At 28.2% G+C, this 21,566-nt stretch carries 20 protein-coding genes; 17 read left to right on the top strand and 3 right to left on the bottom strand.

Annotated features, from left to right (window positions below; translation table 11 throughout):
* Positions 1-9: 9 nt before the first annotated feature.
* The 4 genes from JL105_RS07360 (at position 10) to JL105_RS07345 (ending at position 3,913) form a co-directional block, all read left to right on the top strand.
* Complete coding sequence (locus tag JL105_RS07360) at positions 10-1,104, top strand: hypothetical protein (RefSeq protein WP_132026993.1); 1,095 nt, start codon at positions 10-12, stop codon at positions 1,102-1,104.
* 912 nt (positions 1,105-2,016) lie between these two features.
* Complete coding sequence (locus JL105_RS07355) at positions 2,017-2,994, top strand: D-cysteine desulfhydrase family protein (RefSeq protein ID WP_132026991.1); 978 nt, start codon at positions 2,017-2,019, stop codon at positions 2,992-2,994.
* A 55-nt stretch (positions 2,995-3,049) separates the two neighbouring features.
* Positions 3,050-3,406 (top strand): DUF3221 domain-containing protein, encoded by a 357-nt coding sequence (locus JL105_RS07350; protein ID WP_132026989.1) that lies wholly within the window; start codon positions 3,050-3,052, stop codon positions 3,404-3,406.
* Positions 3,407-3,415: 9 nt separating this feature from the next.
* Positions 3,416-3,913, top strand: a complete 498-nt coding sequence (locus JL105_RS07345) for a GAF domain-containing protein (RefSeq protein WP_132026987.1) — start codon at positions 3,416-3,418, stop codon at positions 3,911-3,913.
* Between the two features lie 39 nt (positions 3,914-3,952).
* Here the strand turns inward: JL105_RS07345 and JL105_RS07340 are convergent, their stop codons facing one another.
* On the bottom strand, positions 3,953-5,299 hold the full coding sequence (locus tag JL105_RS07340) for a transglutaminase-like domain-containing protein (RefSeq protein WP_132026985.1): 1,347 nt from the start codon (positions 5,297-5,299) through the stop codon (positions 3,953-3,955).
* A gap of 231 nt (positions 5,300-5,530) precedes the next feature.
* Between JL105_RS07340 and JL105_RS07335 the strand changes: the two genes are divergently transcribed.
* From JL105_RS07335 to JL105_RS07300, 8 genes are all read left to right on the top strand, one after another.
* Positions 5,531-7,663 (top strand): adenosylcobalamin-dependent ribonucleoside-diphosphate reductase, encoded by a 2,133-nt coding sequence (locus tag JL105_RS07335; protein ID WP_132026983.1) that lies wholly within the window; start codon positions 5,531-5,533, stop codon positions 7,661-7,663.
* 19 nt (positions 7,664-7,682) lie between these two features.
* The gene (locus tag JL105_RS07330) at positions 7,683-9,068 is read left to right on the top strand and encodes a DNA methyltransferase (RefSeq protein WP_202690457.1); all 1,386 of its coding nucleotides are present in this window, start codon (positions 7,683-7,685) and stop codon (positions 9,066-9,068) included.
* A gap of 155 nt (positions 9,069-9,223) precedes the next feature.
* Entirely contained in the window at positions 9,224-9,595 is a 372-nt protein-coding gene (locus JL105_RS07325; protein WP_132026979.1) for a DUF1292 domain-containing protein, read from the top strand.
* A 106-nt stretch (positions 9,596-9,701) separates the two neighbouring features.
* On the top strand, positions 9,702-11,006 hold the full coding sequence (locus JL105_RS07320; protein ID WP_132026977.1) for a M18 family aminopeptidase: 1,305 nt from the start codon (positions 9,702-9,704) through the stop codon (positions 11,004-11,006).
* A 29-nt stretch (positions 11,007-11,035) separates the two neighbouring features.
* Complete coding sequence (locus JL105_RS07315) at positions 11,036-11,866, top strand: Cof-type HAD-IIB family hydrolase (RefSeq protein WP_132026975.1); 831 nt, start codon at positions 11,036-11,038, stop codon at positions 11,864-11,866.
* A 59-nt stretch (positions 11,867-11,925) separates the two neighbouring features.
* Positions 11,926-14,052, top strand: a complete 2,127-nt coding sequence (locus JL105_RS07310; RefSeq protein WP_132026973.1) for a M1 family metallopeptidase — start codon at positions 11,926-11,928, stop codon at positions 14,050-14,052.
* A 14-nt stretch (positions 14,053-14,066) separates the two neighbouring features.
* Positions 14,067-15,011: a tRNA modification radical SAM protein MnmL/YtqA gene (mnmL, locus tag JL105_RS07305; protein WP_132026971.1), complete on the top strand. Its 945-nt coding sequence runs from the start codon at positions 14,067-14,069 to the stop codon at positions 15,009-15,011.
* 89 nt (positions 15,012-15,100) lie between these two features.
* Complete coding sequence (locus JL105_RS07300) at positions 15,101-15,526, top strand: hypothetical protein (RefSeq protein WP_132026969.1); 426 nt, start codon at positions 15,101-15,103, stop codon at positions 15,524-15,526.
* Positions 15,527-15,545: 19 nt separating this feature from the next.
* Here the strand turns inward: JL105_RS07300 and JL105_RS07295 are convergent, their stop codons facing one another.
* Positions 15,546-15,725 (bottom strand): DUF1540 domain-containing protein, encoded by a 180-nt coding sequence (locus JL105_RS07295; protein ID WP_132026967.1) that lies wholly within the window; start codon positions 15,723-15,725, stop codon positions 15,546-15,548.
* 190 nt (positions 15,726-15,915) lie between these two features.
* Here JL105_RS07295 and JL105_RS07290 point away from each other — a divergent pair, with 190 nt between their 5' ends.
* Positions 15,916-16,641: a pseudouridine synthase gene (locus tag JL105_RS07290; protein ID WP_132026965.1), complete on the top strand. Its 726-nt coding sequence runs from the start codon at positions 15,916-15,918 to the stop codon at positions 16,639-16,641.
* Between the two features lie 54 nt (positions 16,642-16,695).
* Positions 16,696-17,247 carry a DUF6648 family protein gene (locus tag JL105_RS07285; protein ID WP_132026963.1) on the top strand — a complete coding sequence of 184 codons (552 nt, stop codon included), beginning with the start codon at positions 16,696-16,698 and terminating at the stop codon, positions 17,245-17,247.
* Between the two features lie 57 nt (positions 17,248-17,304).
* Here the strand turns inward: JL105_RS07285 and JL105_RS07280 are convergent, their stop codons facing one another.
* Positions 17,305-17,763: an MltG/YceG/YrrL family protein gene (locus JL105_RS07280; RefSeq protein WP_132026961.1), complete on the bottom strand. Its 459-nt coding sequence runs from the start codon at positions 17,761-17,763 to the stop codon at positions 17,305-17,307.
* A 108-nt stretch (positions 17,764-17,871) separates the two neighbouring features.
* Between JL105_RS07280 and JL105_RS07275 the strand changes: the two genes are divergently transcribed.
* The 3 genes from JL105_RS07275 to glsA all read left to right on the top strand — a co-directional run bounded on the left by JL105_RS07275 (position 17,872) and on the right by glsA (position 21,559).
* Positions 17,872-18,846 (top strand): RluA family pseudouridine synthase, encoded by a 975-nt coding sequence (locus JL105_RS07275; protein WP_132026959.1) that lies wholly within the window; start codon positions 17,872-17,874, stop codon positions 18,844-18,846.
* Between the two features lie 16 nt (positions 18,847-18,862).
* Positions 18,863-20,527, top strand: coding sequence for a nucleoside kinase (locus JL105_RS07270; protein ID WP_132026957.1), 1,665 nt, complete (start codon positions 18,863-18,865; stop codon positions 20,525-20,527).
* 117 nt (positions 20,528-20,644) lie between these two features.
* Positions 20,645-21,559, top strand: a complete 915-nt coding sequence (gene glsA / locus JL105_RS07265; RefSeq protein WP_132026955.1) for a glutaminase A — start codon at positions 20,645-20,647, stop codon at positions 21,557-21,559.
* Positions 21,560-21,566: the final 7 nt, after the last annotated feature.

Below are 21,566 nucleotides of genomic sequence, written 5' to 3'. Positions count from 1 at the left end.
AGGAAAGTTATGTTTAAAAAAATTATATCAACGATATTATGTATTTTATTGATTAGTCTTAGTACTGTAGCATTTGCTAAAGAGACAGTATCTAAGGAAATGGACATATTAGATATTTTAATAGCAGCAGGCACATATTTAAATTCGGAGATAGCGACAGAAGAGTGTATATCAGAAGACACTTACTTGGAAAAAGTAGTTCCTTTATTCAATGATATGGGAGAGGTAGTTGCTTATTATGCTACATTTTCACCTACTGGTTATGCTGTTGTAAATAATAATGTTGAAAACCCAACTGTTATTGAGTTCGGAGAAGGCAATAATAAAACAATTGAGGACATTTTAAAAGAAAAATCTGATTATCATATCATTTACAATAATCCAATAGAAATCTATGAAACAAGTAGAGTAAATTTTTCAGATAAAAATAAAACTCCAAATGGATTGTATGATTATTACCCTGAATTGAAAGAAATTGATTATGATTTAGCTTACCAGCATGATGAATATAAACAACAACTTTTAGAAAAATTTAAAATGGCACGTGGCGATGGTGACTATGGATTTATTAATTTAAAGGATATGCCATCTGGTTCTTATACTGCTAAGACAATTTTATCAGCCACAAGCACTGATTGGACAATTATGGATAGCTATAATGATATTGCTAAGAATCACTGTGGAGCAACAACTGTAACGAACTTGGCACTTTATTTTGCTAAGAGGGGTAATACAAATTTGAAAATAAATACTAAACGTGATACATTTAAAGCAGTTCATAAAATTATTGGCAATGGACCATCTATGACAATTGCTTCAGGAGCTAAACAATATTTTAAAGACAGGGGATATACATTAAATTATAAAAGTGTAAGTAATTTTAATGGAATTAAAAGCGCGACAACTGATAATCATCCTTGTGGTATTTTGTTAGCTGACGGCCTATTTGCTTGGCATTGGATAATTTCTGTGGGATATAGAGAATATAATAGCGGTGGTAATTATATGCGTATAATGGATAACTGGTTTAATACAGTAGATAGATATTATAAAATAGGAACAGGATCATTATGGTGGTCTGCCACAGAATATTGGGTGAATTAAATGAATAAACCAAGTATAAAAAAGAGTAGGATGATATTTTTAATATTATTCCTTTTACCATTTATTATTCTTTATATAATTTCTAAATTATTTTTATCTAATTTATATTTATTTGAATGGACAGCACGTAATTTTTACTTATATTTATGGTTAATTGTTATAATACTTACCTGTTACAAAAAGTATTATATAGCTGCTTCATTAGTTATAGGAAACCTAATAGGTGTTTTTATAGGTCAGTTTTTAGGGGATTATTTATTATATTTGAACATTCAAAAAATAACTCAGGATATGTCAAATGAAAAGGTAGCTATGCTCCACCTTCACCATGGAGTCACAATATGGATAATAACAATTTTAATCTGTCTTATAATAGGAATTATTATAACAAAAATAGATGAAAAGAATACTATAAGTACAAAAGATTAGTATGTAGCATATTAGAAGAATGTAAATGAAAAAGAAGATGTTATAATAATGTGGGAATTGCTCAGTATCAATAGCTTGGATAAATTCTCAGTAGAATAAGATAATATTTATTTTTATTTTGTACAAAATTAAAATTAAATATATAAACCCAAAGAGGCGAAGTCTTCAATTAACTTATAATCGATAGACTTTGCCTCTTTTATTTCAAAATAAAATTGAAAGGACAGATATATCTTTAATTCAATCATTCCTCTCTAAAATATATTTATTAAACTTTTCTTCATCAATAGGATTTAAGGTTACATAGTTGGGTAGTGACCAATCTCTAATATCATTAGTCCATTATTTTCCCTCTCAAGAATTATTTTAACAAGTATATATAATATGTAGATTATTAATAAATTGTGAAAAATAAAATAACTATTAGGAAATATTGAATAAATATAGTAAAATAGAATTATTAAAGGAATTAGAGGTGATAAAATGCTAAAAAGAATAAAACTTGCTAATCTACCTACTAAAATAGAGAAGTTGGATAGATTAAGCAGCGAACTAGGTAAAAATGTCTATATAAAAAGAGATGATCAAACAGGGATAGAATTATCAGGAAATAAGATAAGGAAATTGGAATTTTCTGTAGGAGAAGCTTTAGAGAATAACTGTGATTATTTAATTACATGTGGCGGGATTCAATCTAATCATGCTAGAGCTACAGCTGCAGTGGCAGCTAAATTAGGTTTAGGCTCTTATCTTGTATTGAGAGGAGATGAAAATGAAGAAATAGAAGGTAATTTATTTTTAGATAAATTACTTGGTGCAAATATAAAATTTATAACATCGGAAGAATATAAAAATAGGACTAAAATAATGGATGAAATAAGAATGCAACTATCAAAAAAAGGGCATAAAGCATATATAATTCCAGAAGGTGCTTCCAATGGTATAGGTTCTCTAGGTTATGTAAATGCCATGGATGAAATACTAGAACAAGAGAAGCAACTAGGGATAAAGTTTGATGCAATAGTTGTTGCTGTAGGTTCTGGTGGTACCTATGCGGGACTATATTATGGGAATTATATAAATTCTAATCTTGCTAAGATTTATGGTGTTAATGTTTGTAATAATAAAGAACATTTTCAAGAAGTAGTGAGGAACTTATTAGAGGAAATTACTACTTATACAGATAAACAAATTGTCGTAAATAAAGAAGAAATTAATATAATAGATGGATATCAAGGATTGGGTTATGCATTGAGTCAAACTGAAGAGATACAATTCATCCATCATTTTGCAAAATTAGAAGGGATAATATTAGATCCAGTATATACTGGTAAAGCTATGTATGGACTATTTAATGAGATAAATAAAGGCAGTTTTAATATGCACGAAAATGTATTGTTTATCCATACAGGGGGCATATTTGGATGGAACAAAGCTCAAAGGGCATTGCTTTGTAATTAGTTAGTTATTTATTTATTTGTTTGAAGTGTAGTCTATATTTTTTAAGGGGGATGCTATGAAAAGATTATTTTCAGTATTTTTAATATTTTCTATCATATTTCTTGTTACTGCTTGTAATAAAGAATCGATAGAAACCATTGGAATAAGAGGAGAAATTAAGGAAATTTATATGAATGAGGAAAATGCACTTATACAGAGCATATTAGTGGAAGGGCATTTAGATGAAGATACCATGTATGAAAGCGCTAATGTTGCAATAAATAATAATACGGATATTTATAAGGGTGATGAAAAAGTGACAGTAGATGATTTGGAAGAAGGATTGATAGTGGAAGTGATATTTGAAGGTGCTATTGAAGAGTCTTATCCTGTACAGGGAACTGCAAAAAAGATAAAAATATTAGCAGATTAGGAGGTTACTATGTTTAAATTAGATCCAATAAAAAATATGAATGAAGAAGAAAGATTAAAGTATATGAATTTATTGTTAAAATCTCAATTGAGCTCAGAGGAAGATTCTCTTGCAAATATATCTAATGCAACAGCTATAATTATGGTTTGTGTTGATAGGTTAAATTGGGCGGGTTTTTATATATTACGTGGAGAACAGTTGGTATTAGGACCCTTCCAAGGTCTTCCTGCTTGTAATAGAATAGATGTGGGAAAAGGAGTATGTGGTACTGCAGTTAAAACTAGAAAAGTGCAGTTAGTTCCTGATGTTCATAAATTTCCTGGGCATATTGCCTGCGATTCAGCATCTAATTCAGAATTGGTAATACCTATTATTAATGAGGATAAAATATATGGGGTATTAGATTTAGATAGCCCAGAAAAAAATAGATTTACTCAATTGGAAAAGGAATATTTCATAAAATTTGTAGATATATTAAATGAGTATATAGATTGGGAGATCATATAATTTAGGGGCAGGGAGAACTGACATACTCCCATTGCCCCATTATATTTTTTCAACTTCAATTATTTCTTGTATTATTTCATATTCATTTTGGAAAATTGGTCTATCTAAATATTCCATTTCTCCAGTTTGATTATCATATGGATCTTGCCTTAAAAATTTCTTTTCAGGATAAAAATCATATTGAAATTCGGAATTTGCTACCATTCTAAAAGGATCTAGGTTACCAAAATAGAAATTCCATCTCTTTTTATTTCCACGTCTGAGTGCACTACCACCAAAGGATAAATCAGCAAAAATCCAGCCAAAAGGTTCTATATAAAATTCTGCCCAGTCATGGCAACCAATATTATAAGGATTTACAACTAATCCTGATTGCCATCTTGCGGGGATACCTGCTATTCTACAAAGGGTAATAAATAATAGTGCTTGTACACCACAATCTCCCTTTAGGTTATAGGCTGCATATTCAGGGATATTTGTAATAGCTGCATATTGTCTAACATAGGAGTATTGTACATTTTGTGTAATGTAATTATAGATTTTTCTTGCTTTCAATAACGGGTTTTTTTCATCTCCTACAATTGTTTTTGTTAATTCTACTAAGAAAGGAGTAAAACGTATATGAGGTAACCATTCTTCAGTATAGAAAGTAGGTTGATTTTCAGAAACCTTATCTGCAGATATATCATTATATTTTATATGATTTTCATAAGAATACTCTACTGTGAATTCATCTTTTTCATTTACTATTTCTTCAAAATAGATAGTTCTTTGGGGGTAATTGACGGGAGAGATAAATTTAGGTTCATGGGAGGTGTTTATAATGCGAATGTTTTTTATCTGTTGAGCATTTCTTGGAATAGGTAAGTAAACTCTTATTTTTTCTCCCTTTCTTTTGTATTTAGAATTTAATTTTAATCCAGTTTTAACATGAATGAAATACTTTGTTTCTCCATTTTGTATAATATCCTCTATTACCTCATCCAATATATCAGGAGTATTTTTTTCAGGACTAATTAATCTTTCTTTTAAAGTAGGATGAACTTTTATAGCATTTTCTAAAAATCTATTATGGAATTTAATCTCCCCATCTATGTAAATCCAATCTGCATATCTTGCATCTTTAATATACTCTAATTCTTTCTTTGAAAAGTTTTTTATATTTTCTTGTGCTAAAGCTAGTGCTTCATCAAAAGTGTATGTATAATCTTCTTTAAACCTCCTAATCCTATCTTTTTCAAAATCTAATCTATCTTTTAATACTTGTGGAATATTTCTTGCCATATACAAATCAATTAATTTTAATGCTTTATCAAAATCCCCATATATAACAGCTTTACTCACATCCTCAGGCAAATCTACCACTAGAAATTTTAAGTTATTCACGCCAATTCCTCCTCTTTAAATCAAATAGTATTTTCCAATACTTATGATGATTCTATATTATTTTATGAATAGTGATTTTTGTTTACTTTATATATTCATTATATAATATTATACTTTTTTATAAAAGTTTATAAACGTCTTGATTTTAGTTTAAAATCATGTTACATTGTATATATAGTGTATGAGCGCAAACAATACTACTACATATAGCGTATAAAAGGGGGTTTTTTTATGTTAAAAGTTGAAAAAAGAAATGGTATGATTGTGGATTTTGATGGAGAAAAAATAGTTAATGCTATTTGTAAGGCTATGGCTGAAACTGAACAAGGAATAGATGAGGAGATAGCCAAGGGAATAGCAAATAAGGCTTTTGATACATTTAAAAATTTAGGAATAATTAATATAGAGAAAATACAAGATTTTGTAGAAGTAGAATTAATGAGAGAAAGACCAGATGTAGCCAAAAAATATATTTTATATAGGGATAAAAGAGCTAAACTTAGGAAATATGGTTGGGAGATGACGGATTTACAAAGGGATATATATGAAAAAAAATATAGATATGAGAATGAAAGCTTTGATGAGTTTTTAACTAGAGTAAGTGGGGGCAATAACTATATAAAAAAAGCTATAAAGGATAAAAAGTTTATGCCAGCAGGAAGAATATTAGCAGGTAGAGGATTGGATAAATATGGGAGGAAGATTACTTTATCTAATTGTTATGTGATGCCTAAAGTTGAGGATAATATAGAGTCCATATTTGATACTGCTAAATATATGGCCAGAACTTATTCTTATGGTGGAGGAGTAGGTATTGATTTATCAAAATTAAGACCTAGAGGAGCAAAAGTAAATAATGCAGCTAATACTACTACTGGAGCAGTATCTTTTATGGATTTATATTCCTTAGTAACAGGCTTAATTGGTATGAAGGGAAGACGTGGAGCATTGATGCTTAGCATGGATTGTAATCATCCAGATATTGAGGAATTTATTGATGTGAAAAATGATTTAAATAAGATAAATTATGCTAACATATCTGTTAATGTTACTGATGATTTTATGAGAGCTGTTGAAGAAGACAAAGATTATGAATTATATTTTTATGTAGATGCTACTGGTGAAGAAATTAGAAAGATCATAAAAGCCAGGAAATTGTTTAGAAAAATTGCAGAAAACAACTGGAATATGGCAGAACCTGGTGTATTGTATCAAGATCGTATAAATTCTTGGCATCTTATGAGTGAAGATGATAGTTTCAAATTTGCTGGTGTAAACCCTTGTGCTGAGGAGACACTACCAGCTTATGGCTCTTGTAACCTATCCTCTATAAATTTAAGTGAATTTGTAAAAAATCCATTTACTTCAAAGGCTAATTTTGATTTTAAAGGATTTGCAGAAATGGTAAGAGAAGGCATTATTTATTTAAATGAGGTATTGGATGAGAATATAAATCTCCATCCATTGAAGGAACAGAGAGAATTGTCTAGAGATTTAAGACAAATAGGTTTAGGGATAATGGGAGTAGCAGATATGTTTATAAAGATGGGAATAAAATATGGTAGCGAAGAATCCATTGAATTAATTCACCATATAGGAAAAGTTTTAGTGAATGAAGCTTTAAAGCAGTCAGCTCTTTTAGCAGCAGAATATGGTCCATTTCCTAGATATAATAGAGAAGCCATTTTAAAATCACCTTTTTTGTTATCTAATGCAGAAGAAGATGTACTTGAATTAATTAAAAAATATGGATTACGAAATTCCCAGCTTTTAACTATACCACCAACAGGAAGCATATCTACATTGATTGGATGCAGTAGTGGATTAGAACCAATTTTTCAAATATCCTACATTAGAAAATCTGAATCATTACATGGTGGAGATACTTATTATAGAGTATTTACTCCAATAGTTAAAGAGTATATGGACAAATATAATATAGTTCGGGAAGAAGATTTACCAGATTATTTTGTAACCACTTTGAATTTGGACTATAAGGCTAGAATAGATGTGCAGGCTGCATGGCAACAATATATAGATGCTAGTATATCATCTACTGTAAATGTCCCTAATGATTTTACTGTGGAACAAGTTGAAGAATTATATATGTATGCTTGGAAAAAGGGGCTGAAAGGAGTTACTATATATAGAGACGGTTGTGCTAGAACAGGTGTATTAATTACAGATAAAACTAATTTAAACAGATTTGAAAGAATTGAAAAGTTACAACGAGAAATAAATAAATTGATAGAAGAACATTTGAAAGAGAATCCAGATGTTTGCCCTATGTGTGGTGGAGTTTTAGTTCATAGTGGTGGATGTGCAGAGTGTAGAGATTGTGGATACAGTCCTTGTTCCATATAAGCTTTTGAAGGAGATTATAATGCTAACAATAGAGAAATTATCTGAAGTTATTGATATTGGAAAAAGGGAGTCTAAGAATTTTTTAACTAAACCCTATGTGGATATCTTCCATCAAAAGGAAAAGATCTGCCCCAATTTTAAAAAGGATGAATCCACTTATAACCAATTTTATCAAGGAGATAATTTTATAGTAATGAAAAAGTTATTAGAAGAAGGGTATAAGGGAAAAATAGATTTGATATATATAGATCCACCCTTTTTCACTAAAACCAAATATAAAGGTAAAATATTTTTATACCATGATGAAGAAGAGGATATAATAGAACATTTTGCCTATGATGATACTTGGGAAGAAGGATTTTTTTCCTACCTTAAAATGTTATGTACTAGACTTTTTTTGATGAAAGAACTATTAAGTGAAAAGGGAACCCTGTACGTCCATCTAGACTACAGGACTGTCCATTACATAAAAATTATAATGGATCAGATATTTGGGGGAGAGAATTTTTTAAATGAAATCATATGGGCTTATAAATCTGGAGGAGCAAGTAAACGATATTATTCTAAAAAACATGATACCATATTAGTATACACAAAGGGAAAGGAGTATATATTTAATCCTCAAAAGGAAAAATCTTATAATAGAGGATTTAAACCCTATAAGTTTAAAGGAGTTAAAGAATATAAAGATGAATTAGGTTGGTATACCTTAGTCAATTTAAAAGATGTATGGCAAATAGATATGGTAGGTAGAACCTCTAAAGAAAGGGTAGGCTATGATACTCAAAAGCCAGAAAAACTATTGGAAAGAATAATATTAACATCTTCTGATGAAGATTCTTTAATAGCGGACTTTTTTGCAGGCAGTGGAACCACTGGAGTGGTGGCAGAAAAATTAAATAGAAGGTGGATAATGTCAGATATAGGAAGCTTATCTTCATTGACTATAGCAAAAAGATTAATTGAAAACAATTCTACTCCATTTTATATATATAAACCTAATATAAGGGATGAAAGAGCAGGGAAACTATATTTAAATGAAATAATACTTGAAAACGATAATGGCATTAAATGTTTAAAGATAGAACTGGATAGATATGAAATAGATTTAAATAAAATTAATATTAAAGACAAAGATAGAGAACTTATAAATGAGATATTAACAAAAAACTCCTTATCCCTATTGGACTTTATTGGCATTGATCCAAATTATAAAGACAATTTACCAAATTTAAGATGGCAATACTATAGAAATAATAAAAGGAATTTAGATTCTATCATTTATATAAAAATTGATAAGGTTAAAGAAGACCAAAAGATATTTATTAGATATGTAGATGTTTTTGGCAACGACAATTTTATGATATATAAAATAAAAAATGGCAAGGTAATTAGATGGGAATAAAATTGGAAGATTAAAACTATTTGATAAAAGCTAATTGAAAATAGAATCAGCAAAAATTTTAATTAAAAAATTTTAATAATCATGTATACTTCTATAATAAAATAGTATATTATTAGCATATGGTATATAAAAATATTTGGTAAAGGAGAATGATTATGGATAAAAAGCATAATGAAAATTGTGGTTGTGAAGATCATGAACACATTGATGAAATGGATATTATCTATCTTACACTAGAAGATGGTACAGAATTAGAGTGTGCAGTTTTAGGAACGTTTGAAGTAGAGGATTATGAATATATAGCTTTAGTTCCTATAGGTGAAGATGAAATATTTATATATGGATTTGAAGAAGATGATGAGGGATTTCAATTGATAAATATAGAAGATGAAGAAGAATTTGAAATAGTTTCTGAAGCTTTTTATGAATTGTTTGAAGAAAAGGATTTAGATTTTCTTGATGATGAAGAGGATTACGACTTTTTGGTTGACGATGATGAAGAATTTGAAGATGAAGATGAGAAATAAATCTATAAAGAATACTTCAACTATTAAGTTGAAGTATTCTTTTTGTAAAGATATACTATTAGTATGATTGTTTTATATATGGAAAATAAGAAAGGATGATAATGTGATGAATAAGGAAAAAGAATTTGCAAAATCCTTAATAAATTTTATACAACAAAGTCCTAGTTCTTTTCATGTTGTAAAAAGCGTAGAGGAAATTTTGCAGGATAATGGATTTAATGAAATTAAATTGGAAGAAGTATGGAATTTAGAAAAAGAAGGTAAATATTACATAATAAAAAATAAATCAGCTATTATAGCGTTTGAAATAGGTAAGGGAGAGATTGAACAGGAAGGCTTTAGATTAATAGGAGCCCATACAGATGCACCATGTTTTAGGATTAAACCTAATCCTGAGATGGTTGTAGAAGATAAATATTTAAAATTAAATACTGAAGTATATGGAGGTCCTATATTAAATACTTGGTTTGATAGACCATTATCATTAGCGGGAAGGGTTTCTATAAAGGCAGATAACCCTTTAAATCCTGAAGAAAAGCTAGTTGATTTTAAAGAGCCATTGATGATTATACCTAATTTAGCTATTCATATGAATAGAAAAATAAATGAAGGTATAAAGATAAATCCTCAAATTGATACTTTACCCTTGTTAGCGATTATAGATGATAAATTTAAAAAGGATAATTTTTTATTGAAGTTGATAGCTGAAAGATTGGATATTAAAAAAGTAGAAGATATATTGGATTTTGAATTATTTTTATATAATACAGAAGAAGGTTTTTTAGTAGGTCTTAATGAGGAATTTATATCTATAGGTAGATTAGATGATTTAGCTATGGTTCATGCAGGATTATATGGTTTTGTAAACAGCAAAGTTTCTCAGGCTACTAATGTATTAGTTTGTTTTGACAATGAAGAGGTAGGAAGTGCCACTAAACAAGGTGCAGCTAGTCCAATGCTGAGAACAATATTGGAAAGAATAGCTTTATCTTTAGGTAAAGACAAAGAAGACTATTACAGGGCTTTATCTAAATCTTTTTTAATTTCTGCAGATATGGCTCATGCTTTGCATCCTAATTACACAGATAAACAGGATCCTACCAATAGACCTATAATAAATGGAGGACCTACTATAAAGATATCTGCTAGTCAATCATATACTACTGATAGTTTATCATCAGCAATATATGAAGGGATATGTAAATCCATAAAAGTACCAGTACAGAAATTTGTTAATAGATCTGATGAAAGAGGAGGTTCAACTATAGGACCTATTTCTTCAACTCAATTGGATATTCCTTCAGTAGATATTGGAAATCCAATACTTGCTATGCACTCCATTAGAGAATTAGGAGGAGTATTAGATCATCATTATGTATATAGAACATTTAAAGAATTTTATAGCGTATAAATAAAGTAGCATATGAGGTGATAGCCATAATGTATAAATTAGTTGCCATAGATTTAGATGGGACTTTGTTAGATGATGATAAAAATATTCCAAAAGAAAATATAGATTTAATCAATAAACTTATAGATAGAGGATATGAAGTAGTAATTGCTACAGGGAGAAGATATTGGTCAGCAAAGCAGTTTTTGAAAGATATAGATAGATCTTTAGTTGTACTTGCAAATAATGGTAATATAGTGAGATATATTTCAAATGATGAAATATTAATCAAAAAATGCTTGAACTTAGACGACTTCAAGATTTTAATAGAAGAAAGCAAAAAAAGAGGTCTTAATCCTATACTCCATGTAGATAGGTACGAAGATGGATATGATATGGTAATTGAAATGAAAGAAAATAATAGTGTATATAGTAACTATATATCTCCTCATGAGAAAAGATATAAAATTGTAGAAAACTATTTAGAATTAGATGATGACATATTGGCAGTAATATTTGTAGGAGATAAGGATATTTTAGAGGATTTTTATTTGGATATTAATAAAAAATACCCTAATAGATATAGTTCTCATATAATGGAAAATATTCAAAATGCAGAGGCTCTTTTAGAGATTATGAATCCATTAGGAAATAAGTGGTTAAGCTTAAAAGAATATGCTCAGAAAAAGGGAATATCTCCTGAGGAAATTATTGCAATAGGAGACGATAACAATGATGCTCAGATGATAAAAAATGCAGGATGTGGAATTGCAATGAAAAACGCTAGCCAACAGGTAAAAGAAGTAGCAGATATAATAACTAAAAAGGACAATAATCAAGCAGGAGTAGCTTTTGAATTAAGAAGGATATTAAAATTATAAATAAATGATAGGAAACTAAAATATTTTAGCTTTTCTAAATAAATATGAGGGGGAGAGTCATGAATAAAAAGAGAAGTTTATCTATTGTATTAGCATTATTAATAGTTTTAACTAGTTTTCAATTAAATTTTGCAATTGGTTTAGATAGCCCAACTGAATATAATATGAATCTTACATTAGATACAAAAAGCCATATGATATATGGGGAACAGTTAGTGGAGATTACTAATTCCTATAATTCAGAATTAAAAGAAATTGTATTTCATTTATATCCTAATTCTTATTTATCCTATGAAACTATGCCTATAATTGGCGGTATGTATTTTGTGGATAAAATACCTGAAATTCAAGAAGAAGAAAAAGGATGGATAGAAATAGAAGAAGTACATATAAACAACAGTGAACCTAAGTATACTACTGACAATCAAATACTAAAAATTATATTAGAAAAACCTATAAAAAAAGGCGAAAAGGTAAAAGTAAAAATTAAATTTAAATTAAAGATTCCAGAAGGAAATCATCGTTTACATCATGTAAATGAGGAATATTCTTTAACTAATTGGTATCCTATATTATCTATTTATGATGAAAAAACAAATAAGTGGGATAAAAATCCATATCATCCTGTTGGGGAATCTAACTATAGCGATGTTTCTAATTATAATGTGAAATTGACAATTCCTAAAAATATGGTGGTGGCATCTACAGGAAACATAACAAAAGAAAAAATAGAAAATGAAAGTAAAACTTTAGAAATTAATGCAGAGAAAGTTAGAGATTTTGTAATTTTTATGAGTCCAAATTATAAAATAAAAAGCAAAGAAGTGGATGGCATAAAGATAAGCCATTATTATATGGTTGACAAAGATTTTGCTGAAGAAAAAGTTATTGAAAGCATAGCAGATAGAATATTAAACGAAGTAGCCAAAACTGTAAAATTTATGAATACTACTGTAGGAAAATATCCTTATGATGAATTAAAAATTGCGGAAACTTATCTTGCTGGAGGTGCTATGGAATATCCTCAAGTAATTCAAATGGGTAGATATTATGATTTAGAAGATGAAAGCGAAGAATATGCCCCTTTTATTATAGAAGCAGCTGTTCATGAAACTATGCATCAATGGTGGTATGTAGGGGTAGGAAATAATGAATTTAAAGAACCTTTTTTAGATGAATCTTTAACTGTGTTTATGACTGCATTATATTTTGAAAAAGAATATGGTAAATATCATCAAAATGGTGTAGATTATCAAATTAGAGCTAATTTTTATCCAGAAAAGAGTACACCTATAAATAGTTCTGTAGCAGATTTTGGTAATTGGGATGAGTATTCCAGTGTAATTTATCAAAAGAAGGGACCAGCTTTTTTTGAAGATTTAAGACAAAGATTAGGAGAAGAAACATTTACTAAATTTTTAAGAAAATACTATGAAAAGTATCTTTTTAAAAACGCATCTATTGAGGGATTAATAGATACTATAGAAGAAATAGCAGGAAAAGAAACTAAGAACATAATGAAAAAGGCAGTAAATGATCCAAATTATTATCCTAAAAATATAGAGCTTAATGAAAATGAAAGAGCAGAAATTTTCAAGGCAATGGATAAAAGAGATATAAAGGAACAGGAAAAGATAAAAGGTTTAATAACAAGAAGTATAATACTTAGAGCATTGGAAGGAGAAGATTTAATAGTAGTAAAACCAAATTATGTAAAAAAAGAACATGAAATGATGGTAGATAATTTCATTTTAAATATACAAGAGTGCTTTAAATTTAATTATAATATGGATATAAAAGTAATTGAAGAAGATAAATTAAATAAAGAAGATAAAAAGCAAAATTTAATATTAATAGGCTACCCAGAGAATCACAGTATAATGAAAGAAATGGCTAAATATTTACCTATAAATATTTTTAAAGATACTATTAAAATTAAAGGGATTTCTGTAATAAGAGAAGGAGCAGAAGGTACTTTTATAATGGAAAATCCTAATAATTTAGATAGATTAGTATTAATAGTATTTTTAGATAAAGAAAAAGTTCTTAATCAAGAATTGAATGGGGAAAAATTTTATTTATATGATGAAATGATATTTAAATATAATCCATTAGATTCTTGGGGAGAACCTAGCCAATTTATAATAGATAGAGAAGATGTGGAAATTAAAGGAATGTACAAATAGAAAAGGTGAATTAGATGGATATTACAGTGTATAATGCTTATTCCAAGTATTTAAAAGAAAAATTTGGAGAAAAGGTATATAAACTACCTATTAGTTTACCTTTAACTTGTCCCAATAGGGATGGGAAATTAAGTACTGGTGGGTGCATATATTGCGGGGAAGAGGGAGGTTCCTTTGAAAACCTCCCTAGTACCTATTCTGTAAAAGAACAAATAGAGAAAAACAAGGCTTATATTAGCAAGAGATATAATGCTAAAAAATTCATCTCTTATTTTCAATCCTTTACTAACACCTATATGCCTTTAGAGGATTTTAAAAGTTATATAGAAGAAGCTATAGTGGAAGACGTGGTAGGTATATCTGTATCTACTAGACCAGATTGTATAAATGATGAATACTTAAAGTATTTATCTAATGTTAGAGAAAAATATAATTTAGAAATAACTATAGAGTTAGGTTTGCAGACGGCAAATTATCATACATTAAGAAAAATAAATAGAGGACATACATTAGCTGAGTTTATAGATGCTGTAATTAGAAATAAAAGCTATGAAATTAGGACTTGTGCTCATTTGATTTTAAATCTTCCTTGGGATAATATGTATGATGTAATAGAAAATGCTAAAATATTATCTGCTCTAAATATAGAGGAAATAAAGCTTCATGCTTTATATGTTGTAGAGGGGACAAAACTAGGAAAGATGTACAAAGAAGGGAAAATTGATTTAATATCTAAAAAAGAGTATATTGAAAGGGTAATTACCTTTTTAGAATATTTAGATGAAGACGTAGTAGTTCAAAGAATTATAGGCCGTGCTCCAGAAAAAGATACTTTATTTGTAAATTGGAATGAATCTTGGTGGAAGATACGGGATGAAATAGTTGCTGAAATGGAAAGAAGAAATACTAAGCAAGGAGTTAAATGCAACTACTTAAATGGGAAAGCATTGGATTTTTGATAAAAATTTTATTTTAAAATAAAAGAGGAAAATGAAAAGTAATGTAGAATAATATAATATAATGTAGTACTAAAAAAGGAGGGCTTTATATGGTAAAATTTATTTTAGGACCAAAGGGAAGTGGAAAAACTAAATGGTTAATAGATCAAGCTAATGAAGATATTAAGGAAGGTAATGGAAATATTATCTTTGTTGATGTAGACGATAATCATATATTTAATCTCAACTATGCTGTAAGATTAATAAATGCCATGGAATTCAATATAAATAATATTGAATCTTTCTATGGCTTTTTATGTGGAATAATTGGCAGAGATTATGATGTTGAAAAGATATATGTAGATAGTATATATAAAATAATTCCTTTAGAGATGGAAGATTTAAAAAGGCTGAAAGAAGATTTAGAATTGATATCGGAAAAATTTGAGACGGAGTTTTATATTAATGTAGAGTATATGTTAGAAGACATGCCAGATGATTTAAAGGAAAATTGCATAGAACTAGGAATAGAATAGACAGGTTAACCTGTCTATTCTATTCCATGCTATCTTGAGGTCTAAAAGTTGCACAGTCAGTTTCTTCAGTAGTAGATGCATTTCTTGGTTGAATTTCTATTTTATGTGCTCCACATTGGTCTCCTAATAGATGATATTGACAAGTATTTACTATGCACTTTACACCATCTAGAGGTTCTTTGTTATTTTCCTTATGCATTTCTATTCCCTCCTATATATTAAGGATATTGCTAATATCTATAACTATTTTGTGTTGTTTTTTCTAAAATATACTCAGATTATTTTATAAAATTTAAAAATAATATAAATATATAATATATAATATATTTGTAGATGTGAGTAGTATAAATTAATAGAAAGTGTTTGTTGAGTGAGAAGAGGAGAATTACATGACAAAAAAAGAGAGGTTAGATAAAATTTTATCCAATATGGGATATGGTAGCAGAAAAGATGTACAAAAAATTATAAAAGAAGGTAGAGTTAATGTAAATAATCATATAATTATAAAAAAAGACTTTAAAGTAGACCCTTATGAAGATATAATTACTGTTGATGGAAATGAAGTAAAATATAGGAAATATATATATATTATGATGAATAAACCGCAAGATGTAGTTTCGTCCACCGATGATCCAATTAATAAAACTGTATTGGATATAATAGATGAAAGATATTTGATATTTAATCCTTTTCCTGTAGGAAGATTGGATAAGGATACAGAGGGTCTTTTATTACTTACAAATGATGGCAAATTTGCTCATGAAATATTATCTCCTAAAAAGGGGATAGAAAAAACTTATTATGCTGAAATATATGGTTTAGTAGAGGAAAAGCATAAAGAATATTTTAAACAGGGTATTGTGTTAGATGATGGATATAAGACATTGCCAGCAGATTTAGAGATACTAGAGTCTAATACATATTCTAAGGTAAAATTATCTATAAAGGAAGGGAAATATCATCAAGTTAAAAGAATGTTTGAAGCAATTGATATGGAAGTAGTATATTTGAAAAGGATATCAATTGGTTTATTGAAATTGGATGAAACCTTAAATTCAGGAGAATATAGAGAATTAACAAAAGAAGAAATCCGTCTGTTGAAGGAAAAATTTTAAAAGTTATGATATAATCTAATTAATTACAAATTATATTTAGATAGGGTGTTATAATTGGCGTATTATAAAAGTAAGGGTATATTTGATACGTTTTTTGAGAATAGAAGCTCCCTTATTATTCAATATAGCAACGGAGATATTTCAAAAAAAGAATTTTTAGAATCTAATTTTGATTTTGTGCAAGCTATGAATATAAAACCTTTTGATAAAATTGATAGTTTTGAGAAGGGAATGTATAATTACCAATATTATAATGTATTAGCAAAATATTATACTATGTTAGCTAAGGATATTAGAAAAGATGGAAAACATGACGAATATTATGCCTACTATAAAAACATGGGTAATCGTTACTATCACGAAAAAGATAAAGCTACATTGCAATTATTGAAGTATTTAGAATTTAAAAATGTAGAAGCTTATTTTATAGAAGTAGAATCAAAATTTTTAAGAGATAAGTTGTATGAAATAGTATTACTAGATTATAAAGAGGCTATATTTCATTCTAAAAGCCGTTGGTTACTAAGAATTTTAAGGGAGGAAGGAGTATTTATTGAGGAGAAAAAAAAATCCTTGATAGATGACTATATAAATGAGAAATATTAGCACTTTAAAGAATGAATCTAAATAAAAACTTCTTTCTCATTAATGAGAAAGAAGTTTTTATTTAGTAAGAATATTTAATATTTCTTCTATAGAGCTATTTTTGGATATTTCAAAATCTCCATATTTTAATTTGGTTTCTAAATTTAAATCAATAACCTTTTGAACAAAAACATTTTTATCTTCAACTAGACCATTATTTTCCAGAATACTCCCAATTTTTAAAGGTAGAGATCCAGGAGGTATAGTGATTTTTACAATTTCATTAGAGCTTGTTTCCTCTAAATTTTTATCATTATTTTTCTGATTATGTTCATTAGAATTTTTTGCTGAACTAGATTCTTGTTGAGTAGTTTCATTTTGCTTTTTAGAAGAAGGTATATTCATATTATCTTTAGTAAACAATCCACCTAATTTCCAATTTAGGATTAAAGCAACTACTAAAACTACTAAAATCATCATTACATAATCTATACTATCATATAGAAAGTCTTTTAAGCTTTCAAAAAAATTTTTCATGAAAATTCACCTCTTTAAATGGCATTCACCAAATTAAGATTTTGAAAAAGCTTCAAAATATATTATATTATAATTATAACATAAGAATATAAGAAAGGTGATAAAACTTTGAAAGAATTAATTATTGGTAAAAATGAGTCAGAGCAAAGGCTCGATAGATTTTTAAAAAAATATTTTTCTAAAGCACCTCAAAGCTTTATATATAAAATGCTTAGAAAGAAAAATATTAAATTAAATGGTAAAAAAGCTAATCCGGATACTATTATAGTAGAAGGAGATGTTATTCAACTTTATCTTGCTGATGAAACTATTGATAAATTTGTAGAAAAGGATGAGATAATAAAAAGTTCTTTAATTCCAAATATAATATATGAAGATAAAAATATAATATTAATAAACAAACCAGTAGGCATATTATCCCATTCAGCAAATAAAAATTATGGCGATAATATAGTAGATAGTTTAATTCACTATTTATATGTAAAAGGGGAATATAATCCAAGAATAGAAAAGACTTTTACTCCAGCTATATGCAATCGACTAGATAGAAATACTAGTGGTATAATTATAGGTGCCAAGAACTATGAAACTTTAAAGATGATAAATGAAGGAATAAAAAATGAAAAAATTCATAGATTTTATAAGACTGTAGTAAAAGGTATAATAGATAAAGAAATAATATTAGAAGGATATTTAATAAAGGATAGTGAATTAAATAAGGTAAAGATTTCAAAAGAGCCTATGAGGAATTCTAAGAAAATTGTTACTAAGATAGTGCCTATAACTAATTCAGAGGAATATACTTTACTTGAGATACAACTTATTACTGGAAGAACTCATCAAATAAGAGCTCATTTAGCTTCTATAGGGCATCCAGTTATAGGGGATACCAAGTATGGACATAAAGCAACTAATAAGTTTTTTAAGCAAAGGTATGGATTAGAAAGCCAATTTCTCCATAGCCATAAGGTGGTATTTCATGGTTTAGATAAACCTTTAGATTATTTAAATAACAAACAGTTTATTGGGGAGCTTGATAGGAAATTTCAAAAAATTGAAAAAGAGCTATTTCAAATAAAATAAGAATAGGGGGATTAACATGGAAGAAAAAATAAGGGTTTACGTAGAAGGAATAGGGGAAGTATATACTCAACAGAATATTACATTGAAGGAATTATCTGAACAAATTTATGGTGAGGATTGTAAAAAGTATTTGGGAGCTAGAATAAATAATGAAGTATATCATTTATGGGAAAAAGTTGAAGAGGATATGTATATAAAATTTTTGGATATATGTGAAAAGGATGGACATAGGATATATGAAAGAACCATATCTGCTGTATTTATACTAGCTTGTAAAGAAGTATTTCCTAATTATACAATAAAAATAGAGCATTCATTAGATAAAGGTCTTTATGCAGAATTAGAGAAAGGAAAATCTATAACTTTTAGTGAAATAGAACTGTTAAAATCTAAAATGGAAGAAATTATAAACGAAGATATACCAATTATAAGGGAAAAAGTGCCTTTTGAAGAAGGAATAGCTTTGTTTGAAAAATATGGACATGAAGATAAAATAAGATTATATAATACTTTAGATAGGGAAAAGATTCAAATATATAGAATAGGGGATTATGTAGATGGATTTCACGGCTATCTTGCCCCGTCTACAAGTTATGTGAAGATATTTGATCTAAAATACTATTATCCAGGGGTTATAATACTATTTCCAACTAGGGAAAGTCAAAACAAATTACCAGAATTTAAAGAACAGAAGAAATTAAGTAAGGTATTTAAAGAAGCTACACAATGGGCAGACATATTGGATTTAGCTTATGTGGGCTCTTTAAATGAGAAGATAGAAGATGAAAGCATATATGAGGTAATAAGAGTATCAGAAGCTCTTCATGAAAAAAATATTGCTAAAATAGCTGATATGATCTGTCAAGATGATGATATAAATATGATTTTAATAGCAGGACCTTCTTCTTCAGGGAAGACCACATTTGCTCAGAGATTGGCTGTTCATCTTAAAGTCAATGGTAAAAGACCCATATCCATTTCTATAGATGACTATTTTGTGGACAGAGAACTTACCCCTTTAAATGAAGAGGGAGAACCTGATTATGAAGCCTTAGAAGCTATTGATTTAAAACGATTTAATGAAGATTTGGTAAAACTATTAGAAGGAGAAGAGATAGAATTACCTAAGTTCAATTTTGTTACTGGAAAATCAGAAAGTTCAGGTATATGGATAAAAGTAGATAAGGATCATCCAATAATAGTAGAAGGTATTCATGGATTAAATCCTAAATTAGCTACATATATTCCAGAAAAAAATAAGTTTAAAATATATATATCTGCTTTAACTCAATTAAATATTGATGCTCACAATAGAATATCCACTACTGACACTAGATTCATAAGAAGAATGGTAAGAGATAATTTATACAGGGGAAATGATGTATTTAGAACTTTTAAACTTTGGGAAGGAGTTACCAAAGGAGAAGAAAAAAATATATTCCCTTATCAAGAAGAAGCAGATGTTATGTTTGATTCAGCTTTGGTATATGAATTGTCAGTATTGAAAAAACATGCTGTTCCATTATTAAGACAAATAGATAATAGCAGTATATATTATTCTGAAGCTAAAAGATTATTGAGATTTTTAAGTTATTTTAAAGATATTGAGGATGAAAAAAGGATTCCGCCTACTTCTATATTAAGAGAGTTTATTGGAGGTATTGATTTTGATATTCACTAAAAGAAGTAGAACTATCTGATGAATATTTGAGTTTTTTAAGAATTATTTATATCATAATTTTATATTTAAGCTTTTAATTTTATGTATAGGAAAATGGTATTAGAAGGAGGTTGTTATATGGAGAATGTATTAAATAAATTAATAGAAGAAAATAAATATTTAACCAAATATGGTAAAGTTGCAGACTATATACCAGCTTTATCCAATGCAAATTCTGATGATATTGGAATTTGCATTATGGATATTAAAGGAAATGTATATAGTAGTGGAGAATATATTAAAAAATTTACTATTCAAAGTATATCAAAAGTAATAGCTTTGATGTTGGCAATATTAGATAAGGGAAAGAATGAAGTGTTTCAAAGGGTAGGTATGGAGCCTACTGATGAACCTTTTAATTCTTTTTATAAACTAGAATTGCATGAAGAAGGAAAACCTTCAAATCCTATGATAAATGCAGGAGCCATAGTTACTACTTCTCTAATAGAAGGGAAAGGAAATGAAAAATTTACAAGGCTGTTGAATTTAATTAGAGATATTACTGGAGATGAAAATATATCCTACAACAAAGAAGTATATATGTCAGAAAAAAGTACAAGTAATAGAAATAGAGCTATGGCTTATTTATTAAAGGAGAAAGGTTTAATAGAAGGAGATGTAGAAGAGGTATTAGATGTATATTTTAAACAATGTTCTATAGAGATTAACTGTATTCATTTAGCTAAAATAGGAACCTTTTTTGCAAATAAATGTAGAACTCTTAATGGAGATACACATTATCCAGAGGGAATTGCTAATATAATAGTAGCTATTATGACAACTTGTGGTATGTACGATTTTAGTGGTCAGTATGCTGTAGAAGTAGGTATACCATCTAAATCTGGAGTAGCAGGGGGAATACTAGGAGTAGTGCCAAACAAATATGGTATAGGAGTATATGGTCCTTCTTTAGATAAATATGGTAATTCTATAGTAGGCTATGGAATATTAAAGGGTTTATCTAAAGAGTTAGGATTGAGTATTTTTGCTTAATAAATTG

The sequence above is a fragment of the Keratinibaculum paraultunense genome (assembly GCF_016767175.1).
Lineage (GTDB): Bacteria > Bacillota > Clostridia > Tissierellales > Tepidimicrobiaceae > Keratinibaculum > Keratinibaculum paraultunense.
This window is presented reverse-complemented; position numbering and strand designations above follow the sequence as displayed.